Source organism: Paenibacillus sp. FSL W8-0186, assembly GCF_037969765.1.
In the GTDB taxonomy this organism is placed as follows: Bacteria; Bacillota; Bacilli; order Paenibacillales; family Paenibacillaceae; genus Fontibacillus; species Fontibacillus woosongensis.
Map to the genome: position 1 here is coordinate 291,113 of NZ_CP150207.1, position 20,476 is coordinate 311,588.

The 20,476-nt window shown below is 48.2% G+C and carries 16 protein-coding genes; 8 read left to right on the forward strand and 8 right to left on the reverse strand.

Annotation, left to right across the window (positions count from 1 at the left end; translation table 11 throughout):
• The first annotated feature begins 5 nt into the window (after positions 1 to 5).
• The 5 genes from MKX50_RS01345 to MKX50_RS01365 all read left to right on the forward strand — a co-directional run bounded on the left by MKX50_RS01345 (position 6) and on the right by MKX50_RS01365 (position 5,824).
• Positions 6 to 920, forward strand: a complete 915-nt coding sequence (locus tag MKX50_RS01345; RefSeq protein WP_339158195.1) for an ABC transporter permease subunit — start codon at positions 6 to 8, stop codon at positions 918 to 920.
• Positions 921 to 1,235: 315 nt separating this feature from the next.
• A complete protein-coding gene (locus MKX50_RS01350) occupies positions 1,236 to 2,099 on the forward strand; it encodes a carbohydrate ABC transporter permease (protein ID WP_339159971.1) in 864 nt (287 codons plus the stop codon).
• 214 nt (positions 2,100 to 2,313) lie between these two features.
• A complete protein-coding gene (locus tag MKX50_RS01355; RefSeq protein ID WP_339158196.1) occupies positions 2,314 to 2,688 on the forward strand; it encodes a PH domain-containing protein in 375 nt (124 codons plus the stop codon).
• Positions 2,689 to 2,910: 222 nt separating this feature from the next.
• A complete protein-coding gene (locus tag MKX50_RS01360; RefSeq protein WP_339158197.1) occupies positions 2,911 to 5,250 on the forward strand; it encodes a hypothetical protein in 2,340 nt (779 codons plus the stop codon).
• Between the two features lie 16 nt (positions 5,251 to 5,266).
• Entirely contained in the window at positions 5,267 to 5,824 is a 558-nt protein-coding gene (locus tag MKX50_RS01365) for a hypothetical protein (protein ID WP_339158198.1), read from the forward strand.
• A gap of 128 nt (positions 5,825 to 5,952) precedes the next feature.
• On the opposite strand, the gene MKX50_RS01370 is transcribed toward MKX50_RS01365, so the two are convergent.
• Together MKX50_RS01370 and MKX50_RS01375 are read right to left on the reverse strand one after the other, a co-directional pair.
• Positions 5,953 to 6,690 carry an alpha/beta fold hydrolase gene (locus MKX50_RS01370; protein ID WP_339158199.1) on the reverse strand — a complete coding sequence of 246 codons (738 nt, stop codon included), beginning with the start codon at positions 6,688 to 6,690 and terminating at the stop codon, positions 5,953 to 5,955.
• Between the two features lie 543 nt (positions 6,691 to 7,233).
• The gene (locus tag MKX50_RS01375) at positions 7,234 to 8,106 is read right to left on the reverse strand and encodes a TetR/AcrR family transcriptional regulator (RefSeq protein WP_339158200.1); all 873 of its coding nucleotides are present in this window, start codon (positions 8,104 to 8,106) and stop codon (positions 7,234 to 7,236) included.
• A gap of 161 nt (positions 8,107 to 8,267) precedes the next feature.
• Here MKX50_RS01375 and MKX50_RS01380 point away from each other — a divergent pair, with 161 nt between their 5' ends.
• Entirely contained in the window at positions 8,268 to 9,767 is a 1,500-nt protein-coding gene (locus MKX50_RS01380; RefSeq protein WP_339158201.1) for a DHA2 family efflux MFS transporter permease subunit, read from the forward strand.
• Positions 9,768 to 9,870: 103 nt separating this feature from the next.
• Here MKX50_RS01380 and MKX50_RS01385 read toward each other — a convergent pair whose 3' ends face one another.
• Both MKX50_RS01385 and MKX50_RS01390 read right to left on the reverse strand, forming a co-directional pair.
• Positions 9,871 to 10,578 (reverse strand): MerR family transcriptional regulator, encoded by a 708-nt coding sequence (locus MKX50_RS01385; RefSeq protein WP_339158202.1) that lies wholly within the window; start codon positions 10,576 to 10,578, stop codon positions 9,871 to 9,873.
• Positions 10,579 to 10,808: 230 nt separating this feature from the next.
• A complete protein-coding gene (locus tag MKX50_RS01390) occupies positions 10,809 to 11,408 on the reverse strand; it encodes a hypothetical protein (RefSeq protein ID WP_213590729.1) in 600 nt (199 codons plus the stop codon).
• Positions 11,409 to 11,760: 352 nt separating this feature from the next.
• On the opposite strand from MKX50_RS01390, the gene MKX50_RS01395 reads away from it, so the two are divergent.
• Positions 11,761 to 12,129 (forward strand): hypothetical protein, encoded by a 369-nt coding sequence (locus MKX50_RS01395; protein ID WP_339158203.1) that lies wholly within the window; start codon positions 11,761 to 11,763, stop codon positions 12,127 to 12,129.
• Between the two features lie 336 nt (positions 12,130 to 12,465).
• Complete coding sequence (locus MKX50_RS01400) at positions 12,466 to 14,922, forward strand: excinuclease ABC subunit UvrA (protein WP_339158204.1); 2,457 nt, start codon at positions 12,466 to 12,468, stop codon at positions 14,920 to 14,922.
• Positions 14,923 to 15,070: 148 nt separating this feature from the next.
• Here MKX50_RS01400 and MKX50_RS01405 read toward each other — a convergent pair whose 3' ends face one another.
• The 4 genes from MKX50_RS01405 to MKX50_RS01420 form a co-directional block, all read right to left on the reverse strand.
• Positions 15,071 to 16,816 carry an extracellular solute-binding protein gene (locus MKX50_RS01405; protein ID WP_339158205.1) on the reverse strand — a complete coding sequence of 582 codons (1,746 nt, stop codon included), beginning with the start codon at positions 16,814 to 16,816 and terminating at the stop codon, positions 15,071 to 15,073.
• Positions 16,817 to 16,874: 58 nt separating this feature from the next.
• Positions 16,875 to 17,765: a carbohydrate ABC transporter permease gene (locus tag MKX50_RS01410; RefSeq protein WP_339158206.1), complete on the reverse strand. Its 891-nt coding sequence runs from the start codon at positions 17,763 to 17,765 to the stop codon at positions 16,875 to 16,877.
• Between the two features lie 10 nt (positions 17,766 to 17,775).
• Positions 17,776 to 18,744, reverse strand: coding sequence for an ABC transporter permease subunit (locus MKX50_RS01415; RefSeq protein WP_339158207.1), 969 nt, complete (start codon positions 18,742 to 18,744; stop codon positions 17,776 to 17,778).
• A gap of 214 nt (positions 18,745 to 18,958) precedes the next feature.
• Positions 18,959 to 20,476 (reverse strand): response regulator, encoded by a 1,518-nt coding sequence (locus MKX50_RS01420; protein WP_339158208.1) that lies wholly within the window; start codon positions 20,474 to 20,476, stop codon positions 18,959 to 18,961.

Sequence of the window (20,476 nt, forward strand, 5' to 3'; positions counted from 1 at the left end):
TTCATATGCAGGCTCGCAAAGGGCTAATTCAAGCCGTCACGCGTGACTATCAACTCTGGATTATGATCCTCCCGGCGATCATCGTCATTCTGATTTTCAACTACATTCCGATGTACGGGATTCAGCTCGCTTTTCGCGATTATGATTTCAGCAAAGGGCTGACCGGGGGCGAGTGGCGGGGACTGGCGTATTTTCAGCAATTCATCGACAGCTATCTGTTCACCGACCTGATGAGGAATACCTTTCTGATCAGCCTGGCGAGCATTGTGCTTGGTTTTCCGGCTCCCATCATTTTGGCGTTGATTCTGAACCAGATTCGGCGCAAAAAAATGAAGCAGCTCATGCAGACGACCGTCTATCTGCCGCACTTCATCTCAATCATCGTGCTGGTCGGCATGCTGAATGTGCTGCTGTCGGCGGAGACCGGGGTCGTCGGTCATTTGATGAAAGCGGTCGGGCTGGGGCATATCAACCTGCTCGCCTCAACCGGCACCTTCATTCCGGTGTACGTGCTCTCGGATATTTGGCAGCACTGCGGCTGGAACAGCATTATTTATTTGGCTGCCCTGTCCACGGTTGATCCCCAGCTCTATGACGCAGCCCGCATCGACGGGGCCAGCCGCTGGCAGACGATCCGCTATGTCGATATTCCGGCGCTTGTGCCGACGATTATTATTTTGTTCATTCTCAGCATGGGCAACATTCTCAGTACCGGCTTCGAGAAAATATTCCTGATGCAGAACTCGCTCAATCTGCCCGTGTCCGAGGTCATTGCCACCTATGTGTACAAAATCGGGATCGTCTCGAGCCAGTTCAGCCTGGCCTCGGCCATCGGCCTGTTCAATACGGTGATCAACTTCATCTTCTTGTTTGCCATGAACACGATCTCAAAGCGGGTATCCGAGACGAGCCTATTCTAAAAGTCTATGAGGGAAGGAGGAACGGACATGGATCGTACGTATAAGCGTAATAGTGGAACCGAAAAGGAACATACTCCAATGGGCCGCCATGGAGCCTTGAGCAGCGACGGAGCCGGACCAAGATTCCATGGGGCCTTGAGCGGAGGCGGAATCTTACTCACCCAAGGAACTCCAGGAAGCAATGGGCAGCCACGACTCGGTAGCACCATGCCAAGCAACCAGGGGGCCGGGTTAAGCGCCCATAGCCGCAGGCCAAGTATCGGTGGAACCCGGCCGCCTACCAATGGAGCCCGCCCGCGCCTCACCGGCAAAGAGCTGGTCTTCAAAATCACGCTGGGCCTCCTATGCACGTTTATTTTTCTAATCATCGTTTATCCGCTGTATTTCATCGTGATCGCTTCCTTCAGCGACTCCACGCTCGTAGCGACAGGCAAGGTCTGGCTGTTTCCGAAAAACATCAGCTTTTTCGGGTATCAGGAAATTTTCAAGGATATGCGGATCTGGACGGGCTACCGGAACACGGTGTTCTACACCCTGTTCGGCACCTTGGTCAATATGCTGTTTACGCTGCCGGCGGCGTATGTGCTGTCCCGGCGGGAGTTCCGGGCGAGGAAGGTCATTATGTTTATTTTCGTGGTGACGATGTTCTTCAACGGCGGTCTCATTCCGACTTATCTTCTAATGAAGGATTTGCATCTGACCAATACGATTTGGGTGTTCATTATCCCGTTTTGCGTCAATGTGTTCTATCTGATTATCGCCCGGACGTTCTTTGAGAGCTCGCTGCCCCAGGAGCTGTACGAGGCGGCGGTTATGGACGGCTGCTCGCATTTCATCTTTTTCTTTAAGGTGGCGCTGCCGCTCTCCAAAGCGATGATCTCGGTAATCGGTCTCTATTATCTGGTCGGGCATTGGAACGACTTCTTTACCGCGCTGATCTATATCCGCAATAACAACCTGCAGCCGCTGCAAATTATTTTGCGGGACATCCTGCTGTCCAATCAGGTGTTTGCCGGCGGGGCGGGCACCGGAGGAGACGCGGGAGGTTATGCGCAAAGATATGCCGACCAGATCAAATACGGCGTCATTATCGTATCCACGCTGCCGATTTTGATGATCTACCCGTTTATCCAGAAATATTTTGAGAAGGGTGTCATGATCGGTTCGATCAAGGGGTGACCTTGTAGGGGCGTCCAACGTTCTGTTGATGTATGAAAAATACCGTCCAATACGGCAGTTTATGCCGCCATTGGGCGGTATTTTTGTGTTAAAACAGGGGGAAGGCTCGGAAAGTTTATACAATCATCCCACGCAAGGGTTCCAGGTATCCGCCCCCTATGTTAATCTGGATGTATCAATGGGAAAAGTTGCAAATCATTAGGAGGTAGAATTGATGGCTGAGACAAGTCATATACTGGAATGGACACTTGTATCCGAGTGCCCGATTCCCCCGGATGTGAACAACCTGCTCGTTCCCGGGGAAGAGGCGGTCGCTGCCTACAAAACCTTTCGCGACAGCGCCGTTTTTACGAACAAAAGATTGATTGTCCGGGATGCGCAGGGCTTTACGGGCAAGAAAGTCGAAATCTACTCGCTGCCTTACTCCTCGATTGATATGTGGTCTACGGAGAATGCGGGCGGATTTCTGGATATGAACGCCGAGGTAGAACTGTGGACGCGTGCGGGCCATATTAAGGTGAAGCTGCAGAAAGGCGTCGATATCCGCAGGTTCGATATGCTCATCGCAAATGCGCTGTTAACGAAGTGAGTTGTATGGGAGAAGCTGGTATTCCCCTGCTGTTGAATGTGATGGTTCAGGTCTAAAGTTGGAATTATTCATAGAGTTAGGATGAAAGACACTTTTTATAGTGTCTTTTTTTGTATTTTCATAGGTTAAAAGTAGGCATTTTGGTAAAATATCAGACACTAATATTTTCTGAAATGAGGTTGGACAAGCTTGAATAAGGTGGATCCTAGCCGAGTTGGGGGCTTGGCACGCGACTTGGAGCGTTTGGAGCGCACAATGGAGAACGGAATTACGGGAATGTCCAGGGAATTAAACCGGCTAATAAGCGATGTGGAGGCGGCATATTCCGATCCGTCCGAGCATTACGTGCGATCTGCGGCACGCGAAGCCAGCGGCCTGCTGCGGGAAATCGGCAAGCTGGCCGAGCGGATTGACGAGCAGATGAGGAAGAAGGTTCAGGCTTTACGCTATGCGGAAAATACATACATAAAGGCAGAGAAGGATTCGGCAAAGGCGACCGGGGTGAAAAAATCAGCGACGTTTACCCTCAAGGGGACGATTCAGAGCTGGTTTCAGCGCTTCATGGAGAAAGCGAGACAGAATGTCGCTGATCCAGACGAGGCTTCGTCTGCGGAGTCAAGGCCATCGCTGCTGCAATGGATCAAGGGCAGCTTGCTGGAGCTTCAGGACGCCTCTTTGGTGCAGCGTCTCGACCCGGTGAAGGAGGATGAGCGGATCGCCTCTTTGCTGCAAATTTTGGACACCGGGACGGCGAAGGAGCAGGTGTGGGCGCGGGAGGAGCTCGAGGCCATCGCTTCAAGCTTCAAAGAGATTGCCCGAAACCAAGCGGCCTATAAAATATATGCGATTTACAATAATGAACTGTATATGGGTTATGCACATCGGTCTGCCCAGCAGCAAAGGGAGCAGCTAGCGAAGCTCGGCGTCGCTGAGGAATGGTATAAGTCCGGGGTCAGCTTGGCCGTGTTCTATAAAGGCTCTCCGCTGGATGCCTGCGAATATAACCCGCTGAAACAGGATCTGTCCGCGATGCCGAAAGAGAGCGAGCTGCGCTTGATAATTGCAGCCGGTATGATTAATCCCCTCTACCGGGAATGGGCGAAACTCCACTATGACGCGATTGCGGCGGCGGTGCGTCAAGCGGCAGAGCGGCGCAGGGAAATGCAGGCGCTGCTGGATGAATACAATCAGGCGGTTCCTGCGGAGGATATCCGCAACATGCAGCAATATTTGAAGGACATGAACATCTACCAAGGCGAGATTACGGGCGAATATAATCAGGAATTCCTGATTGCTGTAGCCGGTTACCAGCATATCGCGAACACAGTGAGCTCCATGGCGGCAGTTCGGCGCGATTGGTTCGGATGGGAGATGTTCGAGGTAGATGGGAAGATCACGAAGGACCTACTGGATTTGGCCCGCTCAGAAAGAGGCTCGGGAATTCGCAATGATCCGAACCTGAAAACCGGCGGATTGACCGCTGCCGTAACGATCGTAGGCGTTGGAGACGGCATTGTCAGTCAATTGTTTGAAGACGTAAAGGACTTGGCCGAGTTCGCCGTCAATTCCAATCCGGCAACCCTGGGATTCTGGACAGATACCGTGCCGGGATATTACGCTATAGGGGAAGCAATTGCGACCGGTGAGCTGACGATCCATGATATGAAGAAGCTGCTCGGCGACGCCGCGGCAGAGGAGTTCGTGGTTCCTTTCCAGGATATCATCGAGCTGCAGCCGAAGGTTCTTTCCGGCAAAGCCACCTATGAGGAGAGCGTAAGATACGGACGAGCTGTGACGAAGGCGTTCTTTGCGATCACGGTAGTAGAAGGCGCCGCCAGAGCGGGAGCCAAATTCTCCGGCAAGACCGTGAAGGAGCTTGTGAAGAATGTGAAGGAAGCGGCGCAAACGCGGCCGCAAGTATCGTTTGCTACCCCCGGTGGCCCTGAAGTCCCTGTCCGGGATATGGACATGCCGAAGACGGAGCCGCAGTTCTCTAAGTCTAAGCCTGATTCGGGATCAGGCGGCGGGAAGATGGATTCTGTTGAGGGGGCGGGTAAGGCTATTGAAAATGCACTTGCAAAAGGAAGTGCAAATACCTGGGAAAAGTTCCTAGCTGAAAATCCAGGGAAAAGTATTGAAGAGGCCTCAAGGTCTTATATTAAGTTAATAGAAGAACAATCTCCATGGCCTGAGGGATTCGACATAACAGTACATAAAACTACACTAAAACCAGGGGATACATTCCAGATGGCTCTGGATAGTACACAACCAGTAACATCGCCAGGAAATTTTGCTACGTTTGATAACATTCCTAATATAGATTTTGTTAGGAACAATTTGGCCGTCAAATCAGATTGGAAAGTCGATTGCAGCAAAGTTGTTACTTATAAAGTGAAAGAAGGTGTGGAACTACCAGTAATCAAAGGGCCTGTTGGACCTCAGATAGATCTAAATGCTGATAAATATTTACCTGGTGGAAGTAATCAAATACAAATGCTACTTCCTAGAGGTACAGACAAGATGGATTACCTAGAGGTTGTATCAGTAAGGTCAATCAAATAAAAAGGGGATTAAATATATGGGTATTGATAATTTTAAATGGGATGATCAGGATCGAAGTGTTTCCTGGTTGTATAATGGAAAACATATAACTAAAAAGTATGACAATGCATATTTTGCTTCTTTAAATAATGAAAAACAATATGTAGTTGTTGAAGCAGGGCAAAACTATTCTCCGGACCTAATTTTTTATCTTTCATTTGAGGGTAAACAGATTTTTAATTTAGATAAAGTTAATGATAAGATCAGTTGGCAATTACAAGATCATTTAATTCAAGTAAATTGTAAGAATATACTGAATGCTCAAATTTACCCGGAGCAGGGTGTTGCAATCGTTATTTCCAAAGAAAATCAGTTTGAGAAAGTGTTAAAAGGGTATGCAATGGATGGTACATTGTTATTTGTTAAACATCCTCCTCAAGGTTTTGATTTTAGTTATTTATCGACCTTAAAGAATCAGCCGTCTGTTGTTTGTGAAGGAGATGAGGATCATACTGATGTTTATGGAAGAAGTGGTTGGAGCTTTATTATTGATACAAAGACAGGTGATATGACCAAAGGGAATTTAGCATATTGAACTAAGGTGAAAGGCCTATTCCAGCTTGAATCACAAGTTAGGAATGAGCCTTTTTTGCATGTCCCTAATCAAAGGGGAGGAGATTTTGAACCAAAGTATCAAATTATATAAAAAAGGACTTTTGAAATCTAGCAAACTTCCATTTGCTCAGCTAAGTTATTCAAATGAGACGATAAAACTTTCGGTTGTGATAAGAATGGGGAGTGGTCTGTATCCATAGTAATAATGGACCTGCAAGGTGTTCGAGCGTACATTTCTCTTTGACATCTTGTGGAGAGAGCATTGTCCTTGAGTGTTTCAATATACACACGGGGGATCCTTCCGAAATTATCTTCCGTTGTCCGAACGGGTGTGGCAAAAGGCAGCAGTGGTTGGAAACAAAGTTTTTGTATTGCCTCAAAAGAATCATTTTCAGAGCACTCACCAAAAAAAGCGTCTTTTACAAATGACTTATTGAGCTTTAAATAAGTGTTATCCTCGCTTCTTATGATAGGAAGAGGCGATGCTGTATCGTCCTTTTCGAGGATTTGAAGTAAGCTTTGACCATTTACCGGCAGAAAGGCACATACATAAACGAGCAATTGAATTTTGTCAGGACGATATTCAGCGGTTTGGGTGATCACAAGTCCACCCATGCTGTGCCCCACCAAAATCATCGGTTCAGACTCATTGTCCAAAACACGGCATAGATGATCCGTGTAGTCTTGCAAAGTAACTTTCGAAACTGCAGTTGTATCCGTATCCGTTCCATGTCCGGGCAAGTCTACAGTAAGAACCCGGTGTCCGGCGTCTCGCAACAAGGGGACTATTTTATCCCAACTCCATCCTCCGTGCCATGCGCCATGGACTAAAACAAATGTACTCATTTTTTCACTCCTTTTTATTGGTCCCGACGTTCCCCAAACACTTATGTGATATATAACACTTTATTCTAACTTATGCATAAAGCTCAAAAGATACAACCCCATAGTATTTGCGTTTCCACTAGCGAGCACGAGCTAGGAGTAAGTTAAGGCACAATTGCTAACGGTCAGGAGATCCGCTATTTGCCGTTTTTTCGCGAAATTGGCCAGCCAACGGACACAGAAGGCGCTATTTTGTGAAAATGACCATGGAACGCATCGATTTGGTACCAATAAGGTCCGCTGTGTCCGTTAGCTCTAGAAAAAGCAGAATTCTTGTGAAATAGCGGAACCAGGGTCCGCAAGGATCAGCAGCACAACTGTCCAGCAGTTCACCATATCAGCAGTTCACCATATCAGCAACTCAGCAACCCAGCAATTCATCAGCTCATCAGTTAAACAGTTCACCAGAAACGCCAGCTTACTCCCCCAAAAAATACCGCCCAACAGGCAGCTGCTGCAGCCGTTAGGCGGTATTTGGTCTATTTTCACCAACCAACTCATCATCTATTGCCTCATATATCTCCAGATCATGGTCATAATATCCTTAGACTGGTCATAGCCGTCAGAGCCCCTGAAGGCTTCGACATAGGGCTTCAGGAGTGCGTTGACGACGGATTCGCGCAAAGGCTGTTGATCGATTTCATAACGCAGCGCTGCCGATAGTTCGGCCTGCGATTTCGTAAATCTAAGCTGGCATGCGAAATCGTCCAGTGCCTGGAGAATATCCTCCTGCTTGACCTCTTCTTGCATCAGTTGGCCTTTCATCACATGCAGCTTCTCGTCATCAATGACGGAGGTGTTCTTCTCGACCAGGCATTCGATAATATGACTCATATAGTGCAGAAATATTGTACTGGCGACATCCTTTGGATCGAGGGTTTGATTGATATTTTTGGCCGTAAACAGCAGGTGCTGCTGAACCCCCATGAAAATCACGGCCGCCTCAAATGCAGAACGGCGTAATTTCTCGCCATATACTTCAACCAGGCGATCGGCGAGCCAACCGATTTCAATGATCCGGTGGTACATGACATATTGCTTCATTTCTTTATCGTGGGAATGCAGAATTTCCTCGAACAAGGCGGATAACCCGTACTTCTGGCTCGTTTGCGAGATCATCGCGATTTGCTCGATTAAGATATGGATATCGCTGGGGTCTTTGCCGATCTGCAGCTCGCTTCTTTTCATGCGCGCTTCGTAACGCAGCTTCTCTAATACGGCGCTGACGCAATCATTTTTCGAGGAGAAGTAGTTGTAGAATGTCCCTTTGGAAATGCCTGCGCGTTCAATAATATCTTGAATAGAGGTTTGCATGATTCCCTTTTCAATAAACAGGGCAAAAGCATGGTCCACCACTTGCATTTTACGTCGATTCATGAGTTCCTCCGTACAACTTGATACCAACAAGTATATCCACGATGCTTCAAAAATACAATGTGAATTATACCCTGGGTATAAAAACTTGATTTTATTGTACCGATGATATAAAATCATCAAGTAACTTTAAATTTTAAATAGAGAATAGGAGAAACTTCAGGATGAGCGATACTGTGAAACAGTTGGAAAAACCGCCCTATTTAATGATAGGCTTGTTATTCTTTGCAACCTTCGTTGCCTTTCTTAATAACTCATTGCTTAATGTCGCTTTGCCGACAATCATGCATGATTTCAGCATTGATTATTCTGCCGTTCAGTGGCTGTCCACCGGCTATATGCTGGTCAGCGGGATTTTAATACCCGTCTCAGCCTTTTTGCTGACGAAATTCACGAACCGCAGTTTGTTTATTACGGCATTATCCATCTTTACTTTGGGAACCTTGATCGCGGCCTATTCGCCGAACTTCGGCTGGCTGATCGCTGGACGGATGATCCAGGCTGCTGGATCCTCTGTCATGTCGCCATTGTTGATGAACATCATGCTCATCAGCTTCCCGCGTGAGAAACGCGGCGCAGCCATGGGGGTATTCGGTCTAGTTATGATCGTGGCTCCGGCCATCGGACCGACACTTTCCGGTTATATCGTGGAATATCACGATTGGCGCCTGCTGTTCGAGATGATTCTTCCGTTTGCGGTTATCGCGCTGCTGCTGGCCATCTGGAAGTTCCGCAGTGTGATGCCAACGAAGGAGACCAAGCTGGACTACCTGTCCGTGGTGCTTAGCACAATCGGTTTTGGCGGATTGCTGTACGGCTTCAGTGACGCAAGCAGCGCCGGCTGGGGCGACCCTGTCGTCGTAACCTGCATCGTTGCCGGTGTTATCGGAGTTGCGCTGTTCGTCATTCGCCAGCTGCGCCTTGAAATTCCGCTGTTGAACCTGGGCATTTATAAATATCCGATGTATTCGATGGCTGCCATCATTTCGGCCGTCAATGCGGCGGCGTTGTTCTCGGGTATGATCCTGACGCCAGCCTACGTGCAAAATGTGCGCGGCATTACGCCGCTGGATTCCGGTCTGATGATGCTTCCCGGCGCTATCGTCATGGGGATTATGTCCCCGATCACGGGTAAGCTCTTCGATAAGTTCGGACCGCGTGTGCTTGGCTTTGTCGGCTTGACCATTACCGCTATTGCTACGTTTATGATGTCCAAATTCGATTTGGAAACGACATATAGCCACATCATCATGCTGTATTCCCTGCGTATGTTCGGGATCTCCATGGTTATGATGCCGATTATGACGAACGGCTTGAACCAGCTGCCTACGCGCCTGAATCCGCACGGTACGGCGGCGAACAACACGATTCAGCAAGTTGCCGGGGCGATTGGCACCGCAATCTTCGTATCGATCATGAACTCGAAAACGAAATCGAGCGCGGCCAGCCAAATTGCTACCATGGATCCCACTACAATTACGGATCAAGTAAAGGCCCAAATCGGCCAAACGGCCCTGCTTGAAGGGATTCAATATTCCTTCCTGATTGCGGCTGCGACTACCGTGGTTGCACTAGTGCTTACGCTGTTCGTCAAGCGCGTAGACGTGAGCAAGGCGGCTCTAGCCAAGCTGGAGAGCGAGCCTGAGCCTAGCGCGGCGAAATAATTGAAATAACAAGGGTTTATCCAATAACAAGCTCGAAGCCCCAGTCTTAGGACAGGGGCTTCGAGTCTTTTTACAAACCGATATGGTAGAGCCGGGGAAGCTGCTATCCGCCGTTTCGTTTGAGCAGCTCAATGAGCTTATAGAGATAATGTGCGCCGTGAAGCTGCTGCTCGATTTGCACATCCATATAAGCCAATGAATCCATGGTAATTCTTCGAACCTCGGACAGGCTTTGCTGATTAATTTTCTCCATGATCCCGCGGACCGTTTCCAGCAAATAAACAGAGGACTGTACGGTTCTAATAATTAATAACCGGCGGATATCGTCGCGATGATATCGCCGATAACCGCTCTCGGGATCGCGGTCAGGGGCAATCAAGCCCTCCTTCTCCCAGTGCCGTAATGTGGTAGCAGGCACATCTATTTCCTTCGCGACTTCCCCGATGGTATACCACTGCTTCTTCCGGCTGGCAAGGAAGCTTTCCATTTGATCCGGCTTCAGAATCTCCAATGCCTGCAGGGCTTGCTGTTTCTTCTGATACAGCTCGGCTTGTACCCGGTTGATCTCCCACAACGCTTCCGTATATTTTTTCTGCTGAAGCATCGGCATCACCTTCCGAACCAAGGCCATGCCGAAGCCCGGGTACATCGCCCGGATACACTTAAAATAAGCCTCATGTTCTTCCGTATAGATGCGATAGCCATTGGCACCCCGCTGTGGAGTTGGAACAATCCCCCAATCTTCATAATGCCGCAATGCACTCGTACCAACATCTAATTTCCTCGCAATTTCAATGGGTTTAAGTTTCATACAGTCACCTCCCCATACGGCGAAAGTTTAAATTAAAACATTAGAGTAATGTGACGGCCTATGATCTTGTTTACGACCTTGATTGGTTATTCTACAAAGCATCATAAACCAAAACCTTCACACTTGCACGAATGTTGTAATATCGAGGTAGATTTAGCGATTTCACGATAGGAGGTTCTTGGGTATTTTCTATTCTATTAGCAAGAACTTATTACATAACCTTAATTCATTTAATCAGTAATTTTTTTAAGCTCAAAAATAGTTGCCTCTGATAACAAGATGAGCCTATCGTTATTAACAACAAAAAAACTTACACTTACAGGTATGCTAAGTTTTGTAGAAGGGTCACTTATGTCTATTGCTTTTACTACATCAGTTATATTTAAGTCTGGGATATCTATTTTATATAATCTATAAAAAGAGTCAGAGTTATAGCATGTCGCTGTAATCTCATATAATGGATTTTTAAGTTCATGCTGATAATCAGTATAGTTTTTAAGTCCCTTTGATGAAAAAAAGTCTTTTTTGATTATTAATTCATCTCCAATAAATTTTTTCCCGGTTGGATATTCAGAAGCATCATTATATGAATTTGCAAATCCTAAAAGCTTCTCAACTTTCCAAGTTCCATAGAAATATTTTTCAGTTTCACTATCCAAAAGTATACGTTCTACAAGACAAGATTCGGATGTTTTTTTTGGAATAATAGACTCATCCGTTTCAAATTTAGTCTCACTAGAAGTATCTGGATTTGATGTCATTTCAACATTTCCACAAGCCGATGCTAGCATCAACATTATCATAATACAAACCAATAATATTTTTTTCATATTTCACACTCTTTTTTATTTTTTTATTGTGTCACAATCTCTTCAGACATCAAGCTCTCCATTGGAGCGTTATCCCAACAGTTCCCTTTCTGGCCCATGGAACACATCGTTTGAGCACTATCGGCTCACTACGTAGTGTTGGTGATGTCGCTTACCTTTTTTCATTAAAAAACACATTGAAATCTGCAAAGGAGATCCGTCTTGTTAGACATTGGATACGAAGATATTATCCCTGGTCATTGTATGTATTTTTGGTACTATGGTATATAATTCCATGTAACAACCCCATCCCCTTCCTTACGGAAATTAAATTTACGTTATTAATCTATTATTTAGGAGGCCTTTGGATTCAATGAATAAATATGCCAACATTATTTGTAGTATAATTCTTTCTGCTTCCTTTCTAGGAGGATGTTATTTGTTAGCTGAGAGAGGAAGAAATATCCCTAATGACGAAGCTGAAAAAGTGATTAGCGATAGTAAAACCATACTTACAGAGAATGAACTGTCCGATTTTCTTGGGATCACAACCAGTGATTTAAAGAACTTGATTGATTCGGATAGAAAAAAGAGAGAGGAATTCAAAGGGGGAATATACGACAGGTATTCGTTCTTACCTATCATGGAGCTCCCTGGCGGACATAGGGTTTTTCTAAAAAGTGAAATTGAAAACTGGGTACAATACCACTCTTTAAAAGTGATTATACCGATGGATGAGTAAGAACAATGACGGAAGCTAACAAATTTGTTGACTGTTTTAAAGATGTGAATGTTCTGGTTAAGGAAGTTGAAATCGCCAAGAAAATCCAATAATAATCCAATCGAAAGCAGCTCATGCAGGGCTGCTTTTTTTGCATCAAATGAGCAAATCAATAGCTTCAGCGCCATCCATCCCCATCTGGGGAAAGCCTAGCTTCATTTAAAACCTTAAAGTAGCGTGGACGGCTTTTGTTTCTGATTACACCGCTGCATACAGCAGCTGCTTCTTAAACCTTCACACTTGCACGAATGTTGTAATATCGGGGTAGGCTGAGAAATTTTTCGAGGAGGAGATCGTTTGAATAACGAGATATTTATTAAGGGTGCGAGGGAGCATAATTTGCGCAATATTTCCCTGTCCATCCCTAAGAACAAGCTGGTTGTACTGACAGGACCATCCGGATCGGGCAAGTCAACCTTAGCGATCGACACTTTATTCCGGGAATGCCAACGGCAGTATCTGGAGTCGATGGGCATGCAGGGGATCAATAAACCCAAGATGGACTCCATCGTCGGCCTATCCCCGGCCATCAGCGTCAGCCAGCATGTGACCAACCGCAATCCCCGTTCCACCGTAGGCACAGTCACCGATATGTACACGAGCTTGCGCATGATCTTTGAGAAGCTGGGGAAACGCCCTTGCCCGAATTGCCATCAGGAGATTCTGCCAACGCTGAACCAGGAGGACATCGAGAAAGAAGCGGGCAGCTTCAAGGAGTTTATCAAGTGCCCGCATTGCCAGCATCGCATGGAGAAGCTGACGCGCACCCATTACTCCTACAATACGATAGAAGGCGCATGTCCGACCTGCAAGGGGTTAGGCGAGGTGGTGCAAATTCATGAGGCATCCGTCTTTCATCCGGAGAATTCGATCGAAGGTGGCGCTGTTGACCTGTGGAAGGGGCGGTATGCGGATTATCAGGTGTCGATTGTTAAGACCGCTATGAAGCACTACGGTGTACCGATCGAGGACGGTCTTCCTCTAAAGGACTACAGCCCGGCGCAACGAGCGATTCTGTACCATGGCGTGGAAAGTCAGGAAGTGAAGCAATGGTTCCCTCATATCGCCCCTCCGAAGGCGGTAGGCGATGGAAAGTTTGAAGGCGTGCTGACGGGCATGTGGCGGCGCTTCTCTGAGAAGTCAGGCGCGTCGGCGGAGGGAGAAGCTTACTTCTATTCGCAGCAATGCCATGACTGTCAGGGCAGCCGGTTAAATGAAATCAGCAGAACCGTTACAGTTGCGGATACGACGATCCCCCAGCTTGTCCACCATTCCCTGGAGGAAATGCTGGACTGGGTGAAGCGGGTCGAGTCAGCGCTGGATCATGATTCCCTGCTGCAGGTAGAGACGTTCACTCTGGATATGGCCACCAAGCTCAATCGATTGATTCGAACCGGGCTGGGGTATCTGACCTTAGACCGCCAGACGGTCAGCCTCTCCGGCGGCGAAGCCCAGCGCATCCGGCTAGCCTCCATCCTGGATTCGGCCTTGACCGGCGTGCTGTATATTCTGGATGAGCCTACGGCGGGGCTGCATCCGCGGGATACCCTGGGCTTGGTTAGCGTGATGAAGGATTTACGGGATCTGGGGAATACCGTCCTTGTCATCGAGCATGATGTCGATGTGATGAGAGAGGCGGATTATATTATCGATATGGGGCCGGGAGCGGGAGCTTATGGCGGAATGGTCATCGGCGAGGGCACACTGTCCGAGCTCATCCATCAAGAACAATCCATCACCGGACAATACTTGCGCCATGATCCTGCAGCAAGAAGAAATGTCCGCCAAGGTACAGGACAAGCGATCGTCGTGCATCGGGCCAGCCTGCATAATTTGCAGGATGTGACGGTATCTTTTCCGGTCGGCTGTTTAATTGCAGTTACGGGAGTTTCAGGCTCTGGAAAATCCACGCTCGTGTTCGATGTGCTGGCGAAGGGAAATGATAAAATCCATGAAGGCTTTGAGCGGGTGGACGGCTTGGAGCACTTCGGCCAAATGGTAATTGTCGGACAATCGCCTCTCAGCAGGATGAAGCGTTCGAATGTCGCAACGTATACAGAGGTATTCACCGAAATCCGCAATGCCTTCGCACAACGAAAGGAAGCCAAGCAGCGGAAGCTGACGGCCAAGCATTTCTCCTTCAATACGGAGGGCGGACGCTGCGAGAATTGTCAGGGGCTCGGGTATGTCCCGATGAACATGCTGTTTTTCCCGGAATTGGAGGTGACATGTCCGGTCTGCCATGGACAGCGCTTCAAGCAGGAGGTACTGGCCGTTCAATATAACGGGTATTCCATTAATCAAATTCTGGAGAGCTCTGTACAGGATAGCTTGGATATTTTTAAGGAGGAAGGGAAAATCCGTTCAATCCTTGCATTGCTGGTGGAGATTGGCTTAGGCTATCTAAAATTGGGGCAGTCGCTGACCACGCTCTCCGGCGGGGAAGGACAGCGGTTGAAGCTGGCGAAGGAGCTGATGAGGACATCGCAGACCAGCACCCTCTACTTATTAGACGAGCCGACGACCGGGCTGCATCCGAGTGATGTGAAGCAATTGTCCAAGCTGCTGGATCGCCTCGTGGATGCAGGCAATACCGTGATCATTGTCGAGCATAACAGCGAGCTGATCAGAACTGCGGACTGGATCATTGATCTAGGTCCGGAAGGGGGACGGCAGGGCGGTCATATCATCGCAGAAGGGACGCCGGAAGCAATCATGAAGCATGCGGGCTCGCATACCGGCCGGTATTTATGATCATACAAGGCAAGTTCTCTGCATCCGCAGATAAGAAGACGGTAAGCCGGCGGAAGAGGGGATACAAGCTTTGTCATACAAAGTAAGCTCACCACAAAACAGCTCCAGCTCCATACCTAAGCAGGTATGGAGCTGGAGCTGTTTTGTTCTATTTATACTCGCCTGTATATTTCGGAGATACCAGTTTGACGCCCGTTGCTTGCTTGAACTCTTGGACACGTGCATTCTTAGCAGCTTCGATGCTGCCCAGACCCAGCTTATCCAAGGTAGCCATAGCTTCGTTGTAAAGAGATTCGAATTCTGCGGCGTTCTTGGCTAAAATCATCTTGGGAACGATCTGCGCCCAGTAGACGGTGATCTTGGCTTCGGCGTTCGCCTCTTTGGAGCCTGGCTCATAAGCGTCGAACAGGTTGCCGGAGTCTAAGACGTCGTTGCTGTACATGTATTTGGCCGATCCATAGAATAAGCCGTCCATGTATTGGGTCTGCTCTGTCTCTTCGGCTTCCCTGACATGCTTAAGCCATACCTCGTTCGTTAACCACCAGATTGACTCGAAGCCCCACTTCTTCGTAGCGGCGTTCCAATCCGCGTTAAACTCTTGATCAATCTCTGGATTGCGCTTGTATTTGCCATCGGTGGTGATCGTAAATGTCTCGCCTTCTTTGCCAAAGAAGCTGGCTGCATGGCCTTGCTCGCTGTACAGGTACTCCAAAAATTGAATTGCCCGGTCTGCGTGCTTGGACTTCTTGTTCACGAAGGTCAGCGTCCAGCCTTTGTTCAGAGATCTGCCATACTGGGGCAGTGTACCCTTGTTGGATTTGATCGCATCGATCGTAATGTATTTCGCATTTGGATCCGAGAGATACAGCTGGCTGACGGGTGTCGTATAATCGGCGTAGCTGCCGATCTTCATGAAGACGGCGCCCTGCGTCATTTTCTCTTCAATTTGATTACGTGCGCTGGTGAAGTTCTCCAGAGACAGTAGTCCTTCGGAATATAATCGATTGGCGAACTCCAGCACATGCTTGAATTCCTCCGTTCTGCGGAAGTCAACGTATGAGCCGTCCTCCGCTTCAGGTACCGCACCAAAGGAGCCGGCGAGCACACCCAGGGAGTCATTGATATATTTGTCCTTGTCATCGAAATACAGCGGCAGTACGGTCATGCCATTGTATTGAATATTCGCCTCTTTCACTTTCTTCAGGGCTGCAATGAAGGAGTCCTCCTGCTGCAGGTCCTCTACCGTAATCCCTAATTGATCCATGATGTCTTGTCTGACGATAATCTGGCCGTTCGAGCGTTCGTTATAGAATTTCTTGACGTCAGGATATTGCTCCAGCATTTCCGGCGACACATAGTAGTTCGGAATCGCGTAGAGATTCCCGTCTGCCTGCGTATACCAATCAACCATCGTCTCCGGCAGAATTGTAGACAGGTAAGGATCGTATTTCTCCATTAACTCATTCAGCGGAGCTACCATTCCGCTATTCATCAGCGTCTGGATGAGCGAAGTGCTGTTCCAGCGGTCGAGTGTAATGATATCCGGCAAATTGCTGGTCGCCATCATAACGTTGAACTCCGCGTTCACATCGTTGCCCGCATGAATGAACTCCACGCTGACCCCGGTTTCTTCGGTGATGAGCTTATCCACGTAGTTATTTTTGGCGTCCCACTTCTTGGAATATCCCGCCACTCCGGTGTACCAGGACAGGGACACGGGCGAGGTGTTCGATTTCCAGCCAGGCTCGCTGTTGGATTGGGAGGCTGCTGCCTCTGGAGAAGAATTAGACTCGGCCGGTGTGCTGTTGCCTGCGCCCTTTTGGCTGGAGCAGCCGGTGATCATGACCGTTAGAGCCAACGCAATCGCCAATAATCGCAATGATGCTTTGTTCATGGTATTTCCCCCTATGTGTAGAATAATAAATCTAATATCATCAATCCTCAAATACCGCCTAGCCTTTGACAGAACCAATGAGCATTCCTTTAATAAAAAATTTCTGTACGAAAGGATAGACCAGCACAATCGGCAGTGATGCAGCAACCATGGCGGCTAACTGCAGGGTGGTGGTGGTGACTGAACCCTGTGCCGCTCCGAGGGAGCCTGACATATTCGCAAGCAATAGGGCCGCCTCCGTGCTCTGAATCAATTTCAGGATGTACAGCTGCACGGTCTGCAGGCTGTCGCCCTGGGTGAAGATCATGGCATCGTAGTAGGCATTCCAGTGTCCGACCGCCGTAAATAATGAAATGGCAGCAATAACAGGCTTGGACAGCGAGAGAATAATGCGGAAGAATATGGTGTACTCGCCTGCGCCGTCAATTTTGGCCGATTCGATCAATGCTTCGGGAAGCTCGGCAAAATAAGACCGGAACAGAATCACATTCCAGAAGCTGAACAGCGTCGGAATAATAAAGACCAGGAAGTTATTGTAGAGCCCCAGCGCATTAATCAGAATGAAGTAAGGGATCAGTCCGCCGCTCAGATACATGCTCATCAGCCCTAGTGTTGAATAGAGCCTTTTAAATTTCAGGTTCCTCCGCGAGAAGGCATAGGCGAACAAGGCCGTAAAAAGTACATGGGTGACGGTGCCGATCACCGTTCTGGATAAGGTTACAACGAAGGACTTCACTAATGCGGTATCGCTGAACAGCGCGCTATAGTTATCCCATGTGAACTGCCTTGTCCATAGATACACGCCGCCCTTGGCATAGTCGAGGCCATCATTGAATGAGCCGATGACGGAATACCAGAAGGGATACAGGGTGAGTACGATTAAGCAAGCCATGATGAATACGTTGAACATATTAAACAGCCGATTCGGCCATGAATGATCTCTAACCATAGGTTCCTCCCTAAAAAATCCCTTTCCCGGTTATTTTCTTAGCTATGAAATTAGCCAGGTACAGCAGGAATAACGCAATAACGGTCTTCATTAATCCGACGGCCGTTGCATACTCCATGCGGAATTCCCGTAATCCGACCTTGTACACGTAAGTATCGATGACCTCACTGGCGTCAATGTTTAGCGGGTTCTGCAGGACGAAGAATTGGTCAAAGCCGCTGTTCAGAATATTGCTGATCGAGAAGACAAGCAGGATGACGATCGTGCCTGTAATCGCCGGCAGTGTAATATGCCAGATGCGGCGAAACCGCGAGGCCCCGTCCATATAAGCCGCTTCGTACATTTCCTGATCGATGCTGGCAATCGCCGCAAGATATAGAATGGCGCCCCAGCCCAGTTCCTTGACTAAATTCGTAAGCACCGCCAGCAGCCAGAAGTAATCCTTCTCGGCGAGAAAATGAATCGGCTCGGAGATGATGCCGAAATTCACCAGCAGGTAGTTCAATACACCGTTGCTTGGCGATAGAATATTGATGATTAACCCCCCGAAGATGCTCCAGGAAATAAAGTGCGGCAGATAAGTGATCGTCTGCGTCAGCTTCTTGAAGCGGGGGAAGGTGAGTTCGTTCAGAAACAATGCAAACAGGATCGTGACCGGGAAGGTGATGCAGAGACCTAGTAAATTGATCCCGAGGGTATTGCGCAGCATGTTCCAAAAGTTAATATCTGAAATAAATTCCTTGAAGTTCGCCAATCCGACCCATTCCGATGAGAAAATCCCCTGGATTCCCGTAATGATGTTGTAGTCCTTAAAGGCGATAATGACGCCGTAAAGCGGTATGAACGTGAAGATCAGAATAAACAGGATGCCCGGGATGATCATCGATTGGAGTGAAAGCTGGTCACGATTGTGGGAGGATCCTTTCTTTCGTGCCAAAGCCAGATTTGATTTCGCTGTAGAAGCCTCCGAGTCTGTCATCTCTCTCTAAACCCCTCTCTTTTTGCTGTATAACTAAATTGTAAGCGCATTATTTAAGGGGAAACAGGACTCGGGTTTGCGAAAAGGTATCATTTTTCGTCATCCGAAAAATATCTACCGACGTGCAAAAGCCTTCGCATTCGCATAACGAACGTGAAGGCTGGAATTCCTCTATGAAGAACGTCAAGCACCATGAAGCTTCATATAGTACCGCTTATTTCATGAGCTTCTGGTATTCCTTCGGGCTCATGCCGCAATAACTTTTGAATACGCGGGTGAAATTTTTTGGATTGCTGTACCCCAATGCGGAAGCGACATCGCAAATTTTGACATTGATGCCGTTCAGAGCTTTCTTGGCGTAGTCCATCCGCTGCATCGTGACATAATCTTGAAAGTTCATCCCGGTACTCTCCTTAAACAACTTGCTGAAATACGCGTAGCTGACATTGCAGTAGTTGGCGATCACAGCCATATTAATCTCGCCGAGCAATTGCTCTTCGACGTACTTCTTGGCGATTTCCACCATATCATAGCTGCGGATCAAGCCCTGGCGCGCCTCGATCGTCTGCAGTATTCGGGATATGAGGTATAAGCGCAATTGCTCGCTCTGTTCAAAGGCAGAGAAATCCTGCTTCTGACGGGGAATCCAGCGGATGGTCTGCAGGATCGCATCATAATTGCTCCGGATGCTGTCCAGGGTGCTTCTTCTTAATGATTCATCATTGAAATACTTTTGAATATAGGGGAGCACCTGATCCTTCCGGCCCATATCGATGATTTCGGTCAAAATCCTCAGATCCGCAGGCGAGATATGGCGGTCCTCCCTTGTCAGAATCTCGTCGTAAAGCAGGATGGACCGCGGGCCTGCGGTCAGCTTGTAGCTCAATACTTGTAATGCGCTCCGGTAGGCTAGAGCCAGCCCTGTCGCTGCCGAGACGGTCATGCCTACGGCAATAACAACAGGGAGCTCTGGAGTGCTCCCCAGGAGTTGCTCCAGAGCCTGCTTGACCGCGGAGCTTCCGCCCCGCAGTCTATCGTAATTGATCCATACGACAAGATCATTCTGTCTATTGTAGAACGAATACAGCTTCATAGGTAAACGATTCGTGTCCGGCCTAGTTAAGAGGGCATCCCAGTCGGCGCCCAACGATTCGGCGTTTGAGGCGGAATGCATGGGGGAGAGAATCGCTGCCGCCGTATCCGGATAAGGCAGGCTGAGGCCCAATTCGGCGAATACGCGTTCCAGAGCATGCTCATCCTGCTCAGCGCTTTGGAGCACCCAATTCATGCTTCTGCTGACTCTCTCCATTTGGGTTAACATTTTCTCCGACTCGCCCTTCTGGTACTGCTGCTCCTCCTGGCGGAGCTCGCGGACAATCTTATCCAATACTTCCAGCAGCTCTTCTGAATGCGCAGGCTTGAGCAAGTAATCGCGCACGCCCAGCTTGAAGCTCTCCTTGACCAGATGAAAATCATCATATCCGCTAACCACGATGATTTTATGCTCATGCTTCCCTTGCAGCTGTTTGATCATTTCAATCCCGTCCAGCACCGGCATGTTCAGATCGGTGAGTATGATTTGCGGGTTCTCTATATTAATGATGGACAGCGCATCCGCGCCATCCTTGGCCGTCAGGATTTGCCCGATATGCTGAACCTGCAGGTAGGCGACAATGTCCCGAAGTCCTTCGCGCACGATTTCTTCATCGTCGACAATAAGCAGTTTATACAT

Bases quoted from the DNA above. Each gene is read 5' to 3' on its own strand.
- MKX50_RS01375 (WP_339158200.1), bottom strand. From the start codon at position 8,106: ATGAATCGACGTAAAATGCAAGTGGTGGACCATGCTTTTGCCCTGTTT.
- MKX50_RS01345 (WP_339158195.1), top strand. From the start codon at position 6: ATGCAGGCTCGCAAAGGGCTAATTCAAGCCGTCACGCGTGACTATCAA.
- MKX50_RS01395 (WP_339158203.1), top strand. From the start codon at position 11,761: ATGAATAAATATGCCAACATTATTTGTAGTATAATTCTTTCTGCTTCC.
- MKX50_RS01420 (WP_339158208.1), bottom strand. From the start codon at position 20,476: ATGTATAAACTGCTTATTGTCGACGATGAAGAAATCGTGCGCGAAGGA.
- MKX50_RS01405 (WP_339158205.1), bottom strand. From the start codon at position 16,816: ATGAACAAAGCATCATTGCGATTATTGGCGATTGCGTTGGCTCTAACG.
- MKX50_RS01370 (WP_339158199.1), bottom strand. From the start codon at position 6,690: ATGAGTACATTTGTTTTAGTCCATGGCGCATGGCACGGAGGATGGAGT.
- MKX50_RS01385 (WP_339158202.1), bottom strand. From the start codon at position 10,578: ATGAAACTTAAACCCATTGAAATTGCGAGGAAATTAGATGTTGGTACG.
- MKX50_RS01355 (WP_339158196.1), top strand. From the start codon at position 2,314: ATGGCTGAGACAAGTCATATACTGGAATGGACACTTGTATCCGAGTGC.
- MKX50_RS01415 (WP_339158207.1), bottom strand. From the start codon at position 18,744: ATGACAGACTCGGAGGCTTCTACAGCGAAATCAAATCTGGCTTTGGCA.
- MKX50_RS01410 (WP_339158206.1), bottom strand. From the start codon at position 17,765: ATGGTTAGAGATCATTCATGGCCGAATCGGCTGTTTAATATGTTCAAC.
- MKX50_RS01380 (WP_339158201.1), top strand. From the start codon at position 8,268: ATGAGCGATACTGTGAAACAGTTGGAAAAACCGCCCTATTTAATGATA.
- MKX50_RS01390 (WP_213590729.1), bottom strand. From the start codon at position 11,408: ATGAAAAAAATATTATTGGTTTGTATTATGATAATGTTGATGCTAGCA.
- MKX50_RS01365 (WP_339158198.1), top strand. From the start codon at position 5,267: ATGGGTATTGATAATTTTAAATGGGATGATCAGGATCGAAGTGTTTCC.